Source organism: Frankia tisae (assembly GCF_025403405.1).
Taxonomy (GTDB): Bacteria; Actinomycetota; Actinomycetes; order Frankiales; family Frankiaceae; genus Frankia; species Frankia tisai.
The window spans coordinates 1-17,267 of the sequence record NZ_JANEZT010000112.1 but is presented as its reverse complement, the minus strand read 5'-3'; the positions used below and the strand labels follow the sequence as shown (position 1 = coordinate 17,267).

At 71.9% G+C, this 17,267-nt stretch carries 15 protein-coding genes; 5 read left to right on the top strand and 10 right to left on the bottom strand.

The genetic code is table 11. The features are described from left to right. Window positions 1-500 precede the first annotated feature (500 nt). Together NBZ85_RS13140 and NBZ85_RS13135 are read left to right on the top strand one after the other, a co-directional pair. Window positions 501-1,154 carry a hypothetical protein gene (locus NBZ85_RS13140; RefSeq protein WP_261555968.1) on the top strand — a complete coding sequence of 218 codons (654 nt, stop codon included), beginning with the start codon at window positions 501-503 and terminating at the stop codon, window positions 1,152-1,154. Window positions 1,155-1,222: 68 nt separating this feature from the next. Beyond that, a complete protein-coding gene (locus tag NBZ85_RS13135; protein ID WP_372517708.1) occupies window positions 1,223-3,718 on the top strand; it encodes an AAA family ATPase in 2,496 nt (831 codons plus the stop codon). Window positions 3,719-3,842: 124 nt separating this feature from the next. Here the strand turns inward: NBZ85_RS13135 and NBZ85_RS13130 are convergent, their stop codons facing one another. Continuing rightward, window positions 3,843-5,246, bottom strand: coding sequence for an MFS transporter (locus tag NBZ85_RS13130; RefSeq protein ID WP_261555957.1), 1,404 nt, complete (start codon window positions 5,244-5,246; stop codon window positions 3,843-3,845). Window positions 5,247-5,449: 203 nt separating this feature from the next. Between NBZ85_RS13130 and NBZ85_RS13125 the strand changes: the two genes are divergently transcribed. Then, the gene (locus tag NBZ85_RS13125; RefSeq protein ID WP_261555955.1) at window positions 5,450-5,923 is read left to right on the top strand and encodes a DUF222 domain-containing protein; all 474 of its coding nucleotides are present in this window, start codon (window positions 5,450-5,452) and stop codon (window positions 5,921-5,923) included. Between the two features lie 125 nt (window positions 5,924-6,048). Here the strand turns inward: NBZ85_RS13125 and NBZ85_RS13120 are convergent, their stop codons facing one another. The 6 genes from NBZ85_RS13120 to NBZ85_RS13095 all read right to left on the bottom strand — a co-directional run bounded on the left by NBZ85_RS13120 (window position 6,049) and on the right by NBZ85_RS13095 (window position 12,919). Further along, window positions 6,049-7,452 carry an acyl-CoA carboxylase subunit beta gene (locus NBZ85_RS13120; RefSeq protein ID WP_261555953.1) on the bottom strand — a complete coding sequence of 468 codons (1,404 nt, stop codon included), beginning with the start codon at window positions 7,450-7,452 and terminating at the stop codon, window positions 6,049-6,051. 380 nt (window positions 7,453-7,832) lie between these two features. Beyond that, window positions 7,833-9,059: a beta-ketoacyl-ACP synthase II gene (gene fabF, locus NBZ85_RS13115; protein WP_261555951.1), complete on the bottom strand. Its 1,227-nt coding sequence runs from the start codon at window positions 9,057-9,059 to the stop codon at window positions 7,833-7,835. Next, a complete protein-coding gene (locus NBZ85_RS13110) occupies window positions 9,056-9,301 on the bottom strand; it encodes an acyl carrier protein (RefSeq protein ID WP_136447177.1) in 246 nt (81 codons plus the stop codon). Before NBZ85_RS13110 ends, fabF begins: the two co-directional genes overlap by 4 nt. A gap of 175 nt (window positions 9,302-9,476) precedes the next feature. Continuing rightward, on the bottom strand, window positions 9,477-10,400 hold the full coding sequence (locus NBZ85_RS13105; protein WP_261555966.1) for a beta-ketoacyl-ACP synthase III: 924 nt from the start codon (window positions 10,398-10,400) through the stop codon (window positions 9,477-9,479). A 20-nt stretch (window positions 10,401-10,420) separates the two neighbouring features. Next, window positions 10,421-11,446, bottom strand: coding sequence for an ACP S-malonyltransferase (locus NBZ85_RS13100; protein ID WP_261555942.1), 1,026 nt, complete (start codon window positions 11,444-11,446; stop codon window positions 10,421-10,423). A gap of 216 nt (window positions 11,447-11,662) precedes the next feature. Beyond that, on the bottom strand, window positions 11,663-12,919 hold the full coding sequence (locus tag NBZ85_RS13095) for a PucR family transcriptional regulator (RefSeq protein ID WP_368861376.1): 1,257 nt from the start codon (window positions 12,917-12,919) through the stop codon (window positions 11,663-11,665). 676 nt (window positions 12,920-13,595) lie between these two features. Here NBZ85_RS13095 and NBZ85_RS13090 point away from each other — a divergent pair. Next, window positions 13,596-13,814 (top strand): RNA-binding S4 domain-containing protein, encoded by a 219-nt coding sequence (locus tag NBZ85_RS13090; RefSeq protein WP_261561999.1) that lies wholly within the window; start codon window positions 13,596-13,598, stop codon window positions 13,812-13,814. Window positions 13,815-13,849: 35 nt separating this feature from the next. On the opposite strand, the gene NBZ85_RS13085 is transcribed toward NBZ85_RS13090, so the two are convergent. The 3 genes from NBZ85_RS13085 to NBZ85_RS13075 all read right to left on the bottom strand — a co-directional run bounded on the left by NBZ85_RS13085 (window position 13,850) and on the right by NBZ85_RS13075 (window position 16,013). Further along, complete coding sequence (locus NBZ85_RS13085) at window positions 13,850-14,374, bottom strand: lytic transglycosylase domain-containing protein (RefSeq protein WP_261555965.1); 525 nt, start codon at window positions 14,372-14,374, stop codon at window positions 13,850-13,852. 91 nt (window positions 14,375-14,465) lie between these two features. After that, a complete protein-coding gene (locus tag NBZ85_RS13080; protein WP_261555931.1) occupies window positions 14,466-15,221 on the bottom strand; it encodes a tyrosine-protein phosphatase in 756 nt (251 codons plus the stop codon). Between the two features lie 63 nt (window positions 15,222-15,284). Beyond that, entirely contained in the window at window positions 15,285-16,013 is a 729-nt protein-coding gene (locus NBZ85_RS13075) for a NeuD/PglB/VioB family sugar acetyltransferase (protein WP_261555925.1), read from the bottom strand. Window positions 16,014-16,168: 155 nt separating this feature from the next. Between NBZ85_RS13075 and NBZ85_RS13070 the strand changes: the two genes are divergently transcribed. Next, window positions 16,169-17,152 carry an NAD-dependent epimerase/dehydratase family protein gene (locus tag NBZ85_RS13070; protein WP_261555918.1) on the top strand — a complete coding sequence of 328 codons (984 nt, stop codon included), beginning with the start codon at window positions 16,169-16,171 and terminating at the stop codon, window positions 17,150-17,152. The last annotated feature ends 115 nt before the right edge of the window (window positions 17,153-17,267 follow it).

Sequence of the window (17,267 nt, the reverse complement as noted above, 5' to 3'; positions counted from 1 at the left end):
GTGCGGGGTGAGACCCGGTGTGGGTGAGAGGGGGCGTGGACCCCGTCCTCCGGATTTCAGCCGAGGACCGCCGGGTATGCCGGATGAACCTGACCGGCTCACGCGGCCGCGACGGCGATGTGCGGCGTGCCCGAGCCGACGACCGGGCCGGCACGGGACGGTAATTCTGGCCGCCCGAAATATCGGCGGAGGGGCGGCGGATCGGCCGTCGCGGGCTCTCGGTGGGCAGGTGGAGGGGTTGCTCATGACAGTGGTGTAGCCGGTCGACGCCCGACAGCGGAGGGTATGGAGCCTCACCCTTTTTGGTGAAGGTTGTGCACGTCGGGCGGCTTCTGGGCCACACTTTTCGGAGAAAGCGATAAGGACCCATGGCCCGGCGCCACACCATGCGTTCGACCTTGCGAGGCGGGAGGTTTGCCGTGGCGGCTCGACGTCGGACGACCTGTCCGCGCCGAAAGTCCCTTCCAGGCACCCTGCTACTGCTCACGGTAGCGGCAGCGATGCTGCTGGCCGGCGGCTGCGGCTCGCCGAGTTACGATTATGTGACGAACAAGAAGGACGGCGCGTTCCTGCGGGTTCCAAACGGGTGGAATCACCAGGAGATGCCCGGTCCGGCCCTGTTCGGTATCGACGCCCGGAACGTCAGTCCCGAGATGCTGCAGGGGCTGATGTCGAGGGAATGGGTCGTCGGCCTCGACGCGGCCCGGCGATTCGACGACTCGCGCCTGCTCATCCCGGACGCCACCCTGCCCAAGGGCTTCGCGCAGGTTCGCCACCTGTTGCCGGAGGAGGCGAACGCGGTGTCGACCAACGACCTGCGCAACTTCGTCCTGTCCGTGGACGACGCCGTGGCCGCCCAGGAGAAGGCCGTGCGTCAGGACCCCTACGGGGCCCGGCTGACGCCTGACTTCCTGTTGCTGGCGGATGAGGTCGTGCACAAGAAGGACGGCGTGCACGGGGTGCACCTCGTCTACCAGGTGCAGACCGATGCCGGCCTGGTCACCATCGACCAGACGAGTCTGCTCGACAACGGGCAGACGGTTCTCTACCAGCTCATCCTCGCCTGTTCGTCGCTGTGTTATGCGCAACATGCAGACCAGATCGGCGATGTGGCCAAGTCCTTCACGATCGAGCCGACGGACCGAGGGCAGTAGGAATGGGCGCGATGGACCACGCAGACCGGACCCACGCGGACGGGACCGTGGACGGCCTCGACTCGAGGATGCGCGGCGCCGACGCGGCCGGGCCGGACGTGCCTGAGTCACCCGGCGGGTCCACGGCGTCGACGGCAGCGACCGGGACGGCGCAGCCGGAGAAGACTGCGCCGGGCGACGGAAAGCCGCGCCGCCGACCGCTCCCGCTGTGGGACCGGGTCAAGTTCCTGATCCTGCTCGGCGCCGTGTTCCTGTTCGTGGTGGCCGCGGACGTCTCCGGCGACCCGTTGATGACCTGGGCCGACGCATTCCGGATCCAGGCCAGGAAGAGCGCCTGGGTGCTCGTTCTGGTCGGCCTTGAGGTGCTGCACCAGCTGCACATGCTCATCGCCGAGCGGTGGTCGGCGTACCACGTGTTCTGGACCGACCGGGTCTTCGGTGGGGCGGAACGCCGGATGCTGCGGCTCAACGACTGGAACCGGTACCGGCTCAGCCGCGCGGCAAAGTGGATCGTGGCTCTGGCCCTCGCCCTGTTCGTCTACGCCCGGCTGTCCCACACCTCGGTCTTCGACGCCCTCGTGCAGGTGCCGGGCGACCTGTGGAAGGCCATCCCGTTCGTCCTGCAGATCGTCCTGCTGATGGTCCTCGTCGTCGGCCAGTTCGTCGTCATGTTCTGGTTCCTGTCCAAGGGAGGCGTCGACACGTACTTCCCGGAGGACATCACCACCCGCTTCGCCGACGTCTGGGGCCAGGACCACGTCGTCAGCCGGGTCCAGGAGAACGTCTTCTACCTGGAACGGCCCGAGGAGATCGAGAGCCGCGGCGGGCACGTGCCCGGCGGCATCCTGCTGTGGGGGCCGCCCGGCACCGGCAAGACGCTCATCGCGGAGGCGGTGGCCGGCGAGACCGGCAAGCCCTTCGTGTTCGTCGACCCGGGTGCCTTCTCGGCGATGTTCATCGGCGTCGGCATCCTCAAGGTGAAGTCGCTGTTCCGCAAGCTCCGCAAGCTCTCGCTGCGCTACGGCGGTGTGATCGTCTTCTTCGACGAGGCCGACACGCTGGGCAGCCGCGGCGCGCTCAACGGCGGCTTCGGTGGGATGGGCAACGGGGCGCGGTCATGGTTTGCTCGCCAGGGCGCGCCCGCGGCCGCGGCGTCCGGTATGGCGCCGGGCATGGCCGGACCGGGCGCGCCGCACCGCCGCGCCGACTCGTTCGACCCGTTCGGCGCGCGGGGCGACGGCGGGTCGCGCGACCTGTGCAACGGCCTGTCCTACCTCAGCTCCGCCGCCCGCTCGGAGATCACCCGGGAGCAGGCGCGGGAGCAGTTCGTGATGGGCGGCGGTGGCGGCGGGTTCGACGGCACCCTGCAGGCGCTGCTCACCGAGATGTCCGGGCTGAAGAAGCCGCGCGGGTTCCTCAACCGGGTGGTGCGCCGCACCCTCGGCATGCGCCCGAAGCCACCGCCGAAGTACCGCATCCTGGTGATGATGGCGACGAACATGCCGCAGTCGCTGGACGAGGCGCTGCTGCGCCCAGGCCGCATCGACCGTCAGTACAAGGTCGGCTATCCGAGCAAGGAAGGCCGTATCCGCACCTTCGAGGGGTACCTCGCGAGGGTGCGCCACGAGCTCACCCCGGAGCAGATCGACCGGCTGGCGATCATGAGCCCGGAGTCCACCGGCGCGACCATCAAGGACACCGTCAACGAGGCGCTGGTGCAGGCGGTCAAGGACGGCCGCGAGGTCATCACCTGGCAGGACATACTCCGGGCCCGGGTGATCAAGGAGTACGGCCTCGCCGACGACCATGAGCACGTCGACCGGGAACGGCACAGCATCGCCCTGCACGAGGCGTGCCACGCGGTCGTCGCCTACCGGATGCAGCGCGGTCGCGTGATCGACCTGGCCACCATCGAGCGGCGTGGCGGCGTCGGCGGCTTCGTGGCCCACGTCGCCGTCGAGGACCGGATGTTCATGTGGAAGTCCGAGATCGAGATCCAGGTGATGGTCTCGCTGGCCTCGCTGGCCGGGGAGCGGATGTTCTTCGAGGGGGACAACACCGTCGGAGTCGGCGGCGACCTGCGCAGCGCCACCCTGCTTGTCGCGAACTTCATCTCCTCGGCGGCGATGGGGGAGACCCTGGCCTCCCGGCTGTCCATGCTCGAACAGCAGATGGGCAACGCCTCCATCGACGCCGACCGGCCCTTCGGCGAACAGGTCGAGGTCAAGCTGCGGGAGCTCTACGAGCGCACCGAGGCGGTGCTGGGCGCGAACCGTCGGGAGATCCTCGCCCTGACCCACGCGCTGGAGACGCACAAGACGATCACCGGCGAGGATGTGGAGGCCATCATGGAGGGGCGCGCGGGGCCCACCGTCGACGGCCGCCGTTACCACGAGCCAGACTTCCTCGGCCTCGCCGAGCGCTATCACTCTGACGCCGTGCGTGCGCACCGCGGCCAGGTCCACGAGCTGCGCAAGCTGCCCGAGCTGGGCCGCGCGGCGGCGAGCAGCCCCGCCGAGGCAGCCGGATCCTCGCCCGCGGCATCCCCGCCGCCCAGCGTCTAACCGCCGGCGGCGGGCCGGCCGCAGGTCGCGGGCCACACGATCTGGCCGCAACCTGGCCGGAAATCGAGCCGGTGGGCAGGCGGCCGAGGCGGCGCCAGCAAGGTTGACGAGCGATCACCCGGGGTCATGCGAACGATTCGGAATCACTCGTCCTAGGGGCACTCTGCCGGTCGCGGGGTAGTGAGGCGAAGGCGAACACGGCCGCGACGAGGGCCGCGACGGCGGCGAGTACCAGGCCGGAGCGCGCGCCGAAGGTCTGCGCGATCCAGCCGGCGATCGGCCCGCCAAACGGGGTCGTGCCGAGGAAGGCCACTGACCACAGCGCCAACACCCGTCCGCGCAGGGCCGGGTCGGCGGACAGCTGCACGGTCGCGTTCCCCGTCGAGATGAAGGCGACGCTTGTCCCGCCCACCAGCACCAGCGCGGCCAGCTCCAGCTCGAGGGTGGGCGCGGCGGCAGCGAGCAGGAGGACCGCCCCGAAGGCGCTGGCGATGAACCCGAGCGGCCGGACGCCGATGCGTCGCCGGCGGGCGACCAGCAGCCCGCCGGCGACCGCGCCGGCCCCCATCGCGGAGGTCATCATGCTGTAGGTCGCCGCGCTACCGCCGAAGGTCTCCTTCGCCACCAGAGGCAGCACGACCGGAAACTCGTAGGACAGCGTGCCGATGACCACCATCATGATCAGTGGGATCCGCAGCGCCGGGGTGTGCCGCACGTAGGCGAAGCCGGCTCGTAGCTGCCCGGGTGCCCGATGCACCGGCGGCCGCTCCTGCAACGCCGCGATGTCCATCCGGTGCAGGGCGACCAGCACCGCGCCGAACGACGCCGCGTTGAACAGGAAGCACCCGGCCGTGCCGATCGCCAGGATGACCAGGCCCGCGATGGCCGGTCCGACGATACGGGCCGCGTTCACTGTCACCGAGTTCAGGGTGATGGCGTTCGGGAGATGCTCGGAGCCGACCATCTCCTGCACGAAGCTCTGCCGGGCCGGGTTGTCGATGGCGCTGCACAGGCCGATGAGTGCCGCGGCCACCGCGACCATCCACAGCCGGGCGGTGCCCGTCAGGTCCAGCACACCCAGCGCCAGCGCGGCGAGCCCGGAGCCGCTCTGGGTGACCATCAGCAGACGCCGTCGGTTCGTCCGGTCGGCGATCAGGCCACCGTAGGGCCCGAACAGCAGCACCGGCAGGAACTGCGCGGCCGTCACCAGACCGAGGACGGTGCCCGAGGCGCCCAGCGAGAGCACCAGCCAACCCAGGGCGATGGTCTGCATCCAGGTCCCGCACAGCGAGACGATCTGCCCGGACAGGAAGAGGCGGAAGTTCGGTATCCGCAACGCGGCGAAGGTGCCACCGCTGGGCGAGACCACCCCGGCGGATGCTGCCACGGCGGGCTTGGTCGCCGCCGGTTCGTTCGTGGAGAGCTCGGCCGTGGTGGCGAGCGGGGCGGTCGTGGCACTGGCACCGGTGTCCGGCCGGTCCGGCTCCGTTGCCGGGGGCCGGCCGGGACTGTCGACCTGCAGGGACATGCACGCACCTCCGCGCGCATCAACGCCGAGGGCCAGATCGTTATTTCGCAGCAGGTAAACATCTTGCCCGATGGTGACGGAGTCGAGTCGCCGGTTGGCTTTCGCCGCGCCCCGATCTACTATGCGAACATACGTTCGATTGATGCGCTCTGGATCCCACGGAGTTCCGCTGGAGTCCGGGCGCATCGGTGCAGGAGGGGTTGGTGGTCGTGATCGATGTCGAGGCGCTGCTGGGCGGGGTCGTCACCGTCGACGCACGCGATTTGCCCGATGCGGAGGTCGCGTTGCTGGTCGTCGACGTCCGTCGGCTGGTCGACGCCACCGACGCGCTGTGGATCCGGCTGCTGGCCGAGTTCGACCGGCGCGGCCTGTGGCGGCTCGACGGCGCCCGGTCGGCTGCGGCCTGGCTGCGTCGGGAATGCCGGCTGGTGCACCCCACGACGGCCACGGCGCTGGTGGTCGCGCATGCCATTGAGGCGCTACCGGCCTCCGGCGCGGCCTTCGGGGCGGGCACCATCAGTTTCGAACACATGCGGGCGATTGCACCCGCCGCCGCACCGGAACGGCGCGAGGTCGCGTTGCGGGCCGACCCGATCTTCGCGCGAGCCGCACTCTGGATGAACTCGCGCCAGATGAGCAACGTCGTGCGCACCTGGATGCAGTTGGCGGACGGATGAGCGCCGCGATCGATTGGTGGATGCACAGGGAGAGACGGCCCGGTGCAACGGCGTCTCCGGCTCGGACCCCGGGGCAGTGGGATCCGAGGGAACCGGGAGGTGGGGCGCGGTGGCCCCGGTGGCCGCTACAGCGGAATGTTGCCGTGGACGTTCTTGTCCGCACGGGCGTCGGCGAGCGCGCTGGCCAGCGCGGAGGCGACGGCGCCTCGGGTCGCGGCCGGGGTGACGACCGCGTCGACCACACCCAGCTCGACGGCCCGGTCGATGCCGCCGACGGTGCGGACGTGTTCCTCGGCGAGTTCCGCCAGCACGTCCGGCCGGCGCTGGACCGGGACGTCGGCAAGCGTGCGCCGGTGCAGGATGCCGACGGCGGCCTCCGCACCCATGACGGCGATCTGCGCCGTCGGCCAGGCGAACACGGCCGTCGCCCCGAGCGAGCTGGCGTTCATCGCGATGTACGCGCCGCCGTACGCCTTGTGCGTCACGACGGTGACCCGGGGCACGGTGCACTCGGCGAAGGCGTAGAGCAGCTTCGCCCCCCGGCGGACGACGCCCTCCCATTCCTGCCCGACGCCCGGCAGGTAGCCGGGGACATCGACCAGGACGACCAGCGGCACGCCGAACGAGTCGCACATACGTACGAATCGTGCCGCCTTCTCGGCGGAGGTGGCGTCGAGGCAGCCGCCGCGGCGCAACGGGTTGTTCGCGACCACGCCGACGGTGCGCCCGCCGAGCCGGCCGAGCGACGTCACGATGTTCGGGGCCCACTTCGGGTGCAGCTCGATGCCTTCGTCGTCCAGCACGGCGTTCACCAACGGCCGCACATCGTAGGCGCGCCGCGGGTTCTCGGGCAGCAGCTCGGCGAGCTCGCGCCCGGCGACCTGGCCGATGTCGCGCTGGTCGGCGAGCAGGATCGCGAGCGCGCGGGTGCGCTCCATCGCCTCGTCCTCGGAGGTGCACGTCACGTGCACGACCCCGCTGCGCTTGGAGTGGACCTCAGGGCCGCCGAGGCTGGTGGCCGTGCACTCCTCGCCGGTCACCGACCGCACCACGTCCGGGCCGGTGACGAAGACCTTCGCCTCCGGCCCCATGATGACGATGTCGGTCAGCGCGGGGCCATAGGCGGCGCCGCCCGCCGCCGCACCGAGCACCAGCGAGAGCTGGGGGATGCGTCCGGAAGCCCGAACGGTCGCGGTGAAGATCTGCCCGACGCCGTCCAGCGAGGCGACGCCCTCTTGGAGCCTGGCGCCACCGGAGTGCCATATGCCGACGACCGGGCAGCCCAGTCGGACGGCGGACTCGATGGCGTGGACGACGCGGGCGCATCCGTCGCGCCCCATGGCTCCACCCTGTACGGTCGGATCGGTGGCGAATGCGACGACTTCGTTCCCGTCGACCAGGCCCTGGCCTGCGATAACCCCGGAGGCGTCGCCGGCGGCGAACAGGGACACCGTGTCGGCGTCGAAAAATCGGGCGAGCCGGGCCTCGGGTGTGCGGGGGTCAACTCGGTCGATCGTGGACAGACTCACCGTGCGTCTCCTTGCCTGAACGGCGCCGGACCGGTCTGTCGGCCGACGCGCGACCACCTGGGATACGCGCCGGACCCGCGAAACACTCGGTCCGGCGACGATGGCCGCCCGCCGCACCGGCGGGCGGTGCCGTGGCGGCGGTGGGGCGGTCGGCGTCACGGCGACATGTGGTGACTGCGATGTACAGATCTGGTGCCGAACTCGGCGGCGGTGCTGGGGTGGTGCTGAGCAGCCCAGGCACCCGCTCGGTGGACCACTGTCGTCGTGACGGCCGGCGGATCCGGATCTATGCCCGGCTGGGCGCGAGATGCGGTTCCGCCGGCGTCCCGACGGCGACGGCCGGATGCGGGGCGGCATACGCCGTTCCCGCGATGGGGTCGTCAGACGGTGAAAGCCAGACAGACGTCGTGGCCGCCGAAGCCGAACGAGTTCGACAGGGCCGCGCCCGTGCCGATCTTGCGGTTGTCGATGCTTACGACGTCGAGAGCGATCTCGTCGTCGAGGGCGTCGAGGTTGCGGGTCGCCGGGACGATCCGCTCACGCAGGGCCAAGATGCTGACCACCGCTTCCAGCGCACCGGCCGCCCCGAGCAGGTGACCGGTCATCGACTTGGTCGACGTCACCGCGACCGCGTCAATGTGGTCCCCCAGAGCGGTGCGCAGCGCTACCGCCTCGGCCAGGTCACCCGCGGGGGTCGAGGTGGCGTGCGCGTTGATGTGGACGATGTCGCTCGGCTCCAGCGACGCCGAGCGCAGCGCGGCCCGCACGGCCCGTGCGGCGCCGGCGCCGGTGGGGTCCGGGGCGGCCACGTGGTACGCGTCCGAACTGATCCCGGCGCCTGCCAGTGCGCCGTAGACCCGAGCGCCGCGGGCGGCGGCGTGCTCGGCGGCCTCCAGGACCAGGATCGCCGCGCCCTCGCCGAGAACGAATCCGTCCCGAGCCTTGTCGAACGGGCGGGACGCCGACTCCGGCGAGTCGTTGCGGCGGGACAGCGCCTGCATCTGCGCGAAACCGGCGATGGGCAGGGCCGCGATCGCGGCCTCGGTCCCACCGGCGATGACGACGTCCGCCCGGCCGGCCCGGATGATGTCCAGCCCGAGGGCGATGGCCTCCGAGCCGGACGCGCAGGCGCTGACCGGCGCGTGCACGCCCGCCTTCGCCTTGAACTCCAGGCCGACCGTGCTTGCCGGGCCGTTGGGCATGAGCATGGGCACCACGTGCGGGGAAACGCGCCGGGCACCCTTCTCGCGCAGCACATCGTGCTGAGTGAGAAGGGTGATCACCCCGCCGATCCCGGAGGCGACGCAGGCCGCGAGGCGTTCCTGGTCGACCTCGGGCGAGCCCGCGTCAGCCCAGGCCTCGCGCGCGGCGACCAGCGCCATCTGCTGGCTGCGGTCGAGGGTACGTGCCTCGACCCGGGCCAGCGGAAGCTCCGTCGCGAGCGGCGCGCCGATCTGGACCGGGAGTTGCTCGATCCATTCCTCGGTGAGCCGCCGGGCGCCGGAGCGGCCCGCGAGCAGACCCTCCCACGTCGAGGCGACATCGCCACCGAGGGGAGTGGTTGCCCCGAGGCCGGTGACGACGACCTGCCTAGGGGGTGTGGTCACGCCGCCACACCGGCCCGCTGGATGTACGAGACAGCGTCACCGACGGTCTTGAGGGACTTCACGTCGTCGTCCGGGATCTTCACCGAGAACTTCTCCTCGGCGGCGACGACCACCTCGACCATGGACAGCGAGTCCACGTCCAGGTCATCGATGAAGGTCTTCTCGGGGGTGACGTCGGCGGGGTCGACACCGGCAACCTCTTCGAGGATGACGGCAAGACCGGCGAGAACATCCTGGGACACGGTGGTTCCTCCTGTGAGATCTGGGCTGGTGGCGGTGGCTGCGCGCGATCAGGCGATCGTCGCGGGCGTGCGCCGGAGAGCTGATACCTGGGGCAGGGGCGTGGTAGGCCCGGTCATCGGCCCGCCATGGGCGCGGCATGGTGCGCAGGCAACCATGCCGCAAGGTCAAGCAGGGTCACGGGCATCGCACGACCTGCCCGCAGTAGGTCAGGCCGGCGCCGAAACCGAACAGCAGCACCGGGTCACCCCGGCGGATCACGCCGGTGTCGAGCAGTCGGGCGAGCCCCAACGGAATGCTCGCGGCGGAGGTGTTGCCCGAGTCGACGACGTCGCGGGCGACGGCGGCGTTCGTGGCGCCGATACCCGCCGCGAGTGCCTCGACGATCCGCAGGTTCGCCTGATGCGGAACGATACCCGCGAGCTCGTCGGGCGCCACGCCGGCCCGTTCGCAAATCTGCCGCACGACCGGCACCAGGGAGATCGCCCAGCGGAAGACCGCCTGGCCCTCCATGCGGAACATGTTGTCCCCGTAGCCGGGGACGCGGATCACCTCCGGCCGAGAGCCGTCGTGACCCCAGACTGCGGGGCCGATCTCATCGGTCTCGGCCGCGCCGATCACGGTGGCACCGGCGCCGTCGGCGAGCAAAATACAGGTGCCGCGGTCATCCCAGTCCGTGTAGTCCGACAGCCGTTCGGTGGCGACGACAAGGACGTGCCGCACGCTGCCGGCGCGAACCATGTCGGCGGCGGTCGACACCGCGTAGCTGAACCCGGCGCAGGCGCCGTTGATGTCGAACGCGCCGGCCTGGGCGGCCCCGATGCGGTGGGCGATCTGCGGCCCGGCACCGGGGATCTGCGACGGCGAGGTGCAGGTCGCCCCGATGACGAGGTCGATGGTGTCCGCCGTCAGGCCTGCGGCCGCGAGCGCCTTCTCCGCGGCGGCGGCGCCCATGGCGACAGTCGTCTCCTCCTCGTCGGCGATCCGCCGGGTGGCGATGCCGGTGCGGCTGCGGACCCACTCGTCCGAGGTGTCCACCCGCTGGGCGATCTCGTCGTTGGTGACGACCCGCGCCGGGCGGTAGACGCCGAGCCCGAGCATCCGGGCTCCGTTCAGGGGGCTCACGCCTGCGCTCCGACGAGGGTCGAGTCGCCAGCCCGCCCGTCCGGCGGCGTGCGTGGCGCTGGGGTTGCCGGCACCTGGCCGAGACGATCGGTGCCGATGTGTTCGGTGATCAGCTCGCGTGCGGCGGGCAGGTCATCCGGGCTCTTCACGGCGAGGATCTTCACACCGGGCAGCTCGCGGCGGGCGATTCCGGCCAGTGTGCCGGCCGGCGGCAGTTCGATGACCGCGGTGACGCCGAGCTCGCGCAGTTTCGCCAGGCACAGGTCCCACCGCACCGGCGCGGCGACCTGGGCGACGAGTCGGGAGACGAGATCGGCCGGGTCCGTGACGATCGTGCCGTCGGCGTTGGACAAGGTCGCGACTCGGGCCAGGGCAGGCCGGATGCCGCCGGCGACGGCGCCGAGTGCGTCGCGCGCCGAGGACATGTGGTGGGTGTGGAAGGCGCCGGCGACGGACAACGAACGCAGCCGGACGCCCGCGGGCGGTTCCGCCGCGAGCCGGGCGAGGTCCTCCATCGTGCCGGCGGCGACGATCTGGCCGGCGCCGTTGCGGTTAGCGGCGGTCAGGCCGAGCTCGGCCAGCCGGACGATCACCGCCTCCGGCTCTCCCCCGAGTATCGCCGTCATCCCGGTCGCGGTCCGCGCGGATGCCTCGGCCATCGCGCGGCCGCGCAACGCGACCAGGACGAGTGCCTCCTCCGCCGAGAGGATGCCGGTGAGGGCCGCGGCGGTGATCTCACCGACGCTGTGGCCCGCCACGACGAGCGAGGTGGTCCCGACCGGGGCGGCGACCGGCAGCCCGAGCTGTTCGGCGGCGACGAGGCCGCTGGCGACGATCAGCGGCTGGGCGATCGCGGTGTCCCGGATCGTCTCGGCGGGTGCCTCGCACCCGACCTCCAGCAGATCGATGCCGGCCGCAGCCGACCACCAGCGCAGCCTTTCCTCCGCCCCGGGGAGACCGCGCCAGGCGCGGAGCTGTCCGGGGGTCTGTGCACCCTGACCGGGTGCGAGGATCGCGAGCACGTAACTACCTAACCCTTCGGGAGGACTACTTGTCGCTGGCGGCCACTCACCGATGTCCCGACCGGGCGTTGTAGGTGGTCTACAAACCGATCTGCCGCGACCGTGAATTCGTTCGTGCTGTGGTCATCGGGCCGGATTCGCGTGACAGACCAGCAGAGTGGCCCGATGTGACCGTTCTCGCACCGGGGTGCGATGACTCCGGAGCGATATAGCCGATCACGCTTTCCCTGTAGATAACACACCGTCGAGGCGTCCCAGGACGAGCGCAACATGCAGGATGAAACGCTCCCGATGATCCGCTGGGTCGAGACCGCAGACCTCCGCGGCCTTTCGTAGCCGGTAACGGACCGTGTTGGTATGGAGATAAAGGGCTCGGGCCGTGGCTTCCAGAGACGAACCGAAGTCGAGGTAGGCCCCGGCGGTCTCCAGCAGCGGCGTGCCCGCGTCGCGCAGCGGAAGGTAGACCTCCTCGATGAGCGCCCGCCGGGCGTCGGCGTCCCCGGCCAGCGCCAGCTCCGGCAGCAGCGCCCGGGCCTGGACCGGCCGGGGCGCCGCCGGCCAGGCGGCGACGACGTCGGTCGCGGCAAGTGCCATCCGGGCTGCGCGCGGCGCACCGGTCAGGTCGGCGACGACCGGGCCGACGACGACCGGGCCGGGCCCGCAGGCGGGCAGCAGCACCCGGGCCGCGTCGAGGGCGGTGTGCACCTCGCTGGCGAGCAGCCGGTCCGGTGCCGCACCGCCCTGGGCACCGACGCTGCTCGGACCGCCGGCGGTCGCGGCGTCCCCGGCGGCGGTCGCCACCCCGCCGGGACGGCCGATGCCGTCGGAGCCGGTGGCAAACTGGCCGCCGACCACCATGACCAGCCGGTTGTGGTGAACCCCGGCAAGCACCTCCAGCTGGGCCATCCGGGCCAGCCGGTGCACCTCGTCGACCACCGCCTCCGGCGCGTTGCCCTCGGCACCGCCGACGATGACCGTCACGGCCGGGGGGTTACGCCAGCCCACCGCCGCCGCCCGTGATGGCAACGCCCGGTCCACTTCGCCGCGCACCACGTGATCGACGACCAGCGCCTCCAGCCGCGCGTCCCAGGCGCCGCGTTCCTCGGCGGCGCGGGCGTAGACGACCGCCCCGGCGAAGGCGATGTCGCGGGAGTAGCGCAGGACGTCGGCGAGCAGCCGCAGTTCGTCCTCCGGACCGGCCAGGTTCGGCACCTCGGCCTCGATCGCCTCCACCGCGACCCGGACCAGATCGACCAGGCGGCGGAAGGTCACCGCCCGCACGAGCTCTCGCGGGGCGACGCGGAAGACGTCCTCTGACAGCTGGCGGGCATGCTCAGGCCGCCGGCACCATTCGACGAACGAGGAGATGCCGGCCTGCACCACAAGCTGGATCCCGGCCCGATGGCTCGCCGACATCGCCGAGAACCACGGCAGGACCTCGCTCATCCGCGCCGCGGCCCGGGAGGCGAGCATCCCACTGGAGCGTTCGACCCGACGGACGACGTCCTCGCTCGTGCCGCCGACGGTCGCGGCCGCACCCGCACCCGCACCGTCGCCGGCCTCGCCGCTCGGCCGAAGGTTGTCCAGCGGGGGGATGCGCTGGTCCGGGTAGTCGTCGAGGGCGGGCAGCTCGCCGGGGGCCGCGGTGCCGAGCGCGGGGGTGCGCACGCCGCGCCTCGCTCGCCCGCGGGCGGCGATGCGGCGTCGCGCCGCCGCCCGGTCGGCCTCGGCCGGTGTGGGGTCGCCGTCCCCGTCAGGCGAGGCGAAGGGCCCCTCGGGTGAGGCAGAAGGCCGCTTCGGGGAGGCACGCGGGTCGGCCGGCGGGCCGCTGCCAGGTGTTTTCGCTGGTCGCGGGGACGCGCCGACGCGTCTGCCCGTCCCGTCCGACGGGTCCGAGGGGAAACCTGCCACGTCCGCCAGCATGCCTCAGCTCTCCGCCGAGGATGGGGATTGTCGTTCCCGACCGGCGGGCCACCGGGCCGGTGGCCCGGTGGACGGGTGTGTTCAGGGTCGCGCGGGCCTGGCCCGAGGGTGCCGGCGCGGGGCGTCAGCCGCGAACAGGCCGCTGTTCGGCGTGTCCGGCCCAAGGACGGCGGACCGGGCAGGTACCCCCGAGGAGGCGCCGCGCGCCCGGCCGCGGGGACCGACGATGCTTGAGGGCATGCGTGACGTGAGCATCCAGGGCGACGCGATCCGGCTGGGCCAGTTCCTCAAGCTCGCCGACGTCGTCGGCGTCGGGTCGGACGTGAAGGGGCTGCTGATGGGTGGCATGGTGCGGGTCAACGGAGAGGTGGAGAGTCGCCGCGGGCGCCAGCTCGTCCCGGGTGATGAGGTCGTGGTGCCGGGGGAGCGGCTGCGGGTGGGCTGAGAGGCGGCCCGCCCGGTCAGAGCTGGTTGGTCTGGTCAGAGCTGGTCAGAGAAGGCGTCTGCCCAGTCCCGGACCTTCGTCACGTAGGCCCGGGTCTCCCCGATGTCGGGGATGCCGCCCGCGAGGCGCACGGTGTCCGGCCCCGCGTTGTACGCGGCGAGGACCAGGGAGACCCGGTCCCCCGGCAGGTGCGCGAGCAGTTCGGCGAGCCGCGACTCGTAGTACGCGGCCGACAGGATGGCGTCGCGGGGGTTCAGGGGGTCGGCCACGCCGTCGTCGTTGCCGTCGAGCCCGAAGTCCTTCCAGGTGGTCGGGAGGAACTGCATGATGCCGCGGGCGCCGGCGTTCGACACCGCCTTCGGGTTGAACTTGCTCTCGACGCGTGCCTGCGCGGCGAGCTGGGCGGGCGTCAGGATGCCGTAGGCGGTGGCGGCCGCTCGGAACACCGGGATCAGGTCGTCCGGTACGCGGTGGGTCCGCCGCAGGACGCCGCAGCCCGCCACGAGCGTGACCGCGAGCAGGGCGGCCAGGAGTGCCCGCGGGGGCGACCGGTGGATCATGTTCGCATCTTCCATCTCCGCTGCCGGCGCCGTCAGCGCCGTCAGCGTGGTCCGGTCAGTCAAGGGCCCGTCCGGACGATTCGTGCTGTGGCTAGCCGACCAGGGCCAGGCGCAGCGTGCCCAGGTCCGACTCGGTGAGCCCGGCATTGCGGGCCCAGGCGGCGGGACCGCCCCAGCTGGCGTCGACGCCGGCGAGGAAGCCCCTCATGACCTCCGGACGGCAGGACAGCTGGTCGGGGGTGAGCGGGGCGGTCGGCCGGTTGTAGGAGGGACGCTTCGCCAGGCGGGCGTTGACCAAATGAATGCGCTCGTTGGTCTGGGCGTAGTCGGCGACGATCGCCTCGCGGTCGACCCCGGCGATGCTCAGCAGCAGGGCCGCGAGGACGCCGGTGCGGTCCTTGCCGGCTGCGCAGTGGAACAGCGCGGGGCCCGCGGCCGGCTGGGCCAGCACCCGTAGCGCCTGGGCGACGGCGGGGCCGGCGAGGCGCAGATAGTCCAGGTAGTGCTCGATGCGGTCGGCCGAGTCGAGATCGCGGACGATCGCGGGAAACCGCGGGTCGTCCGGCATCACCCACTCGCCGGGCAGGAACGACAGGTTGTGATAGTCGATGGGTTCCTCGGCGAGGGGCCCCCGACCTTCCCGCGCCGCCTCCTCCCTGGCCCGCAGATCGATGATCGTCCGCAGGCCGAAGGTCTCCCGCAGCAGGATGACGTCGGCGTCGGTCAGGGTCTGCACCGAATCGGCCCGGAGGAACACCCCGTGCCGGGTGGCTGCTCCGTCGAGGGTGGGCAGCCCACCGAGATCGCGTACGTTGTCGCAGCCCGAGAGGTTGAACCAGCGCTCCACAAGGCGATCCTAGGACCACAGGTGGCACCGGCCGGGCCGATATGGGGAATCGGTGGTGCGCCCTCAGCGCGGTGTCGGGGCGTCGCGCTGGCCGGGCGGGAGACCGGCGCGGTCGCCGGGCAGCCGGGGCCGGTCAGGGGCGGCGTCGATCGGCCGGGCCGGCACGCCCGCGACGACCTGGGCGGCGCGGATGTCGTCGGTGACGACGGCGCCGGCACCGACGACCGCGCCGTCGCCGACGCTGCGGCGGGCGACGATGTTCGCCTGGGCGCCGATCCACGCCTGGGCGCCGACGGCCACCCCGCCGGAGATCCGCGCGCCCGGCGCGATCGTCACGTAGTCGCCGATGCGGCAGTCGTGGGCCACGCTGGCGCCGACGTTGACCACCACGTGCCGGCCGGTGCGGACGTTCGTCGTGATGCTGGCCAACGCGCAGATCACGGTGCCGGGCCCGAGGCGGACGTCGCCGCCGAGGTTGGCGCGCGGGTGGACGAGAGTCGCCGGGCGCCGGCCGTGGACGCTGGCGTACCGGTCGACGCGCAGGCGGCCCGCGGCGTCACTGAAGCCGATCAGGTAGTCGGCGTCGAGGCGGCCGAGCAGGTCCAGCCCGCCGAGCAGGGGCGCTCCGCGGCGGGCGACCGGGTCGGGGTCCGCCGATCCGTCGTCGAGGAAGCCGAGGAAGGCATAGCGAAGCTGGCTGTCGACCGTGTTGACCGCCTCGACCACGTCGAGCAGCTCCCGACCGTGACCGCCGGCGCCGACGATGACCAGCGAGCGCGGGTGGTCGGGCACGCGGTGACCGTAAACCTACGTCCCCGCGAGTTCAACCTGACACTCACAGTAACGATCTGGCGAGATTCTCGGCTGCGTTCCGCGCGGAATGGTCGGCGAATCGAGTCGGCTCTACTACTATGAGCATCCTTCTGGACTCGAAGGGTGATGAATCGGTGAAGGTAGTCGTGACAGGCGGTGCCGGCTTCATCGGTGCCCACCTGACCAGAGCGCTGCTCGCCACCGGGGCCGAGGTGGTGGTGATCGACGATCTCAGCACCGGGGCGATGTCGAACCTCGCGGGGCTGCCCGTGAGATTGGTGATCGGCAGCGTCACCGACCGCTCCCTGGTCGAGGAGGCGTGCACGGGGGCGGGCAGCATCGTGCACCTGGCCGCCCGGCCGTCGGTGGAGCGTTCGCTGCTCGACCCCATGGCCACCCACACGGTCAATGCGACGGGCACCCTGACGGTGCTCGGCGTTGCCCAGCGTGCCGAGACGCACGTCGTCGTCGCGTCCTCCTCGTCCGTCTACGGCAGCGCGGGCCCCCTGCCCCGCGCGGAGGACACCCCCACGCTGCCGTGCAGCCCGTACGCGGCCTCGAAGCTCGCCGCGGAGAGCTACGCGCTCGCCTATCAGTCGGGATTCGGCCTGCCGGTGCTCGCCGCCCGGCTGTTCAACGTGTTCGGCCCGTACCAGTCGGTGGGGCACGCCTACGCCGCCGTCGTCCCCACCTTCATCGATGCCGCGCTCGCGGGAAGGCCGCTGACGGTGCACGGTGACGGCCGCCAGACCCGGGACTTCACCTACGTGGCGGGCATCGCCGGCCTGCTGTGCGACGCGGCGATGCGCCGGGTGAGCCACCCACGGCCGGTCAACATCGCCTTCGGCACCCGTACGGACCTGCTCACTCTCATCGGCGAGCTGGAGCGGATCGTCGGGCACCGGTTGAGCGTGCAGCACGGCGCGCCCCGCACCGGCGACGTCCGCGACTCCCAGGCGGACACCGCGACGATGCGGGCGCTTTTCCCCGACGCGGCCGGCCTGGACCTCTCCGCCGCGCTGGCGGCGACGGTTGCCTGGTACGCCGACCGGACCGGCACCGCGCCGGGCGTCAGCCCCGCAGCGGTGCCCGGAACGGCGGCATCCGAGCGGCTCTGACCGCCCCCGCGCCGGCCGCCAGGGTCATGGCGTGGCCGGCCGGGCGGTGTCGGCGTGATCCACAGTCGGCTGATGGGGAATCAGCTCGACCGCCGATCGCTGGTCGGCCCGGGCT

Excerpts from the sequence above, each read along its gene's own strand:
- NBZ85_RS13140 (WP_261555968.1), top strand. The coding sequence starts at position 501 with ATGCTGCTGGCCGGCGGCTGCGGCTCGCCGAGTTACGATTATGTGACG.
- NBZ85_RS13090 (WP_261561999.1), top strand. The coding sequence starts at position 13,596 with ATGCTTGAGGGCATGCGTGACGTGAGCATCCAGGGCGACGCGATCCGG.
- NBZ85_RS13105 (WP_261555966.1), bottom strand. The coding sequence starts at position 10,400 with ATGCTCGGGCTCGGCGTCTACCGCCCGGCGCGGGTCGTCACCAACGAC.
- NBZ85_RS13085 (WP_261555965.1), bottom strand. The coding sequence starts at position 14,374 with ATGATCCACCGGTCGCCCCCGCGGGCACTCCTGGCCGCCCTGCTCGCG.
- NBZ85_RS13130 (WP_261555957.1), bottom strand. The coding sequence starts at position 5,246 with ATGTCCCTGCAGGTCGACAGTCCCGGCCGGCCCCCGGCAACGGAGCCG.
- NBZ85_RS13095 (WP_368861376.1), bottom strand. The coding sequence starts at position 12,919 with ATGCTCGCCTCCCGGGCCGCGGCGCGGATGAGCGAGGTCCTGCCGTGG.
- NBZ85_RS13135 (WP_372517708.1), top strand. The coding sequence starts at position 1,223 with ATGCGCGGCGCCGACGCGGCCGGGCCGGACGTGCCTGAGTCACCCGGC.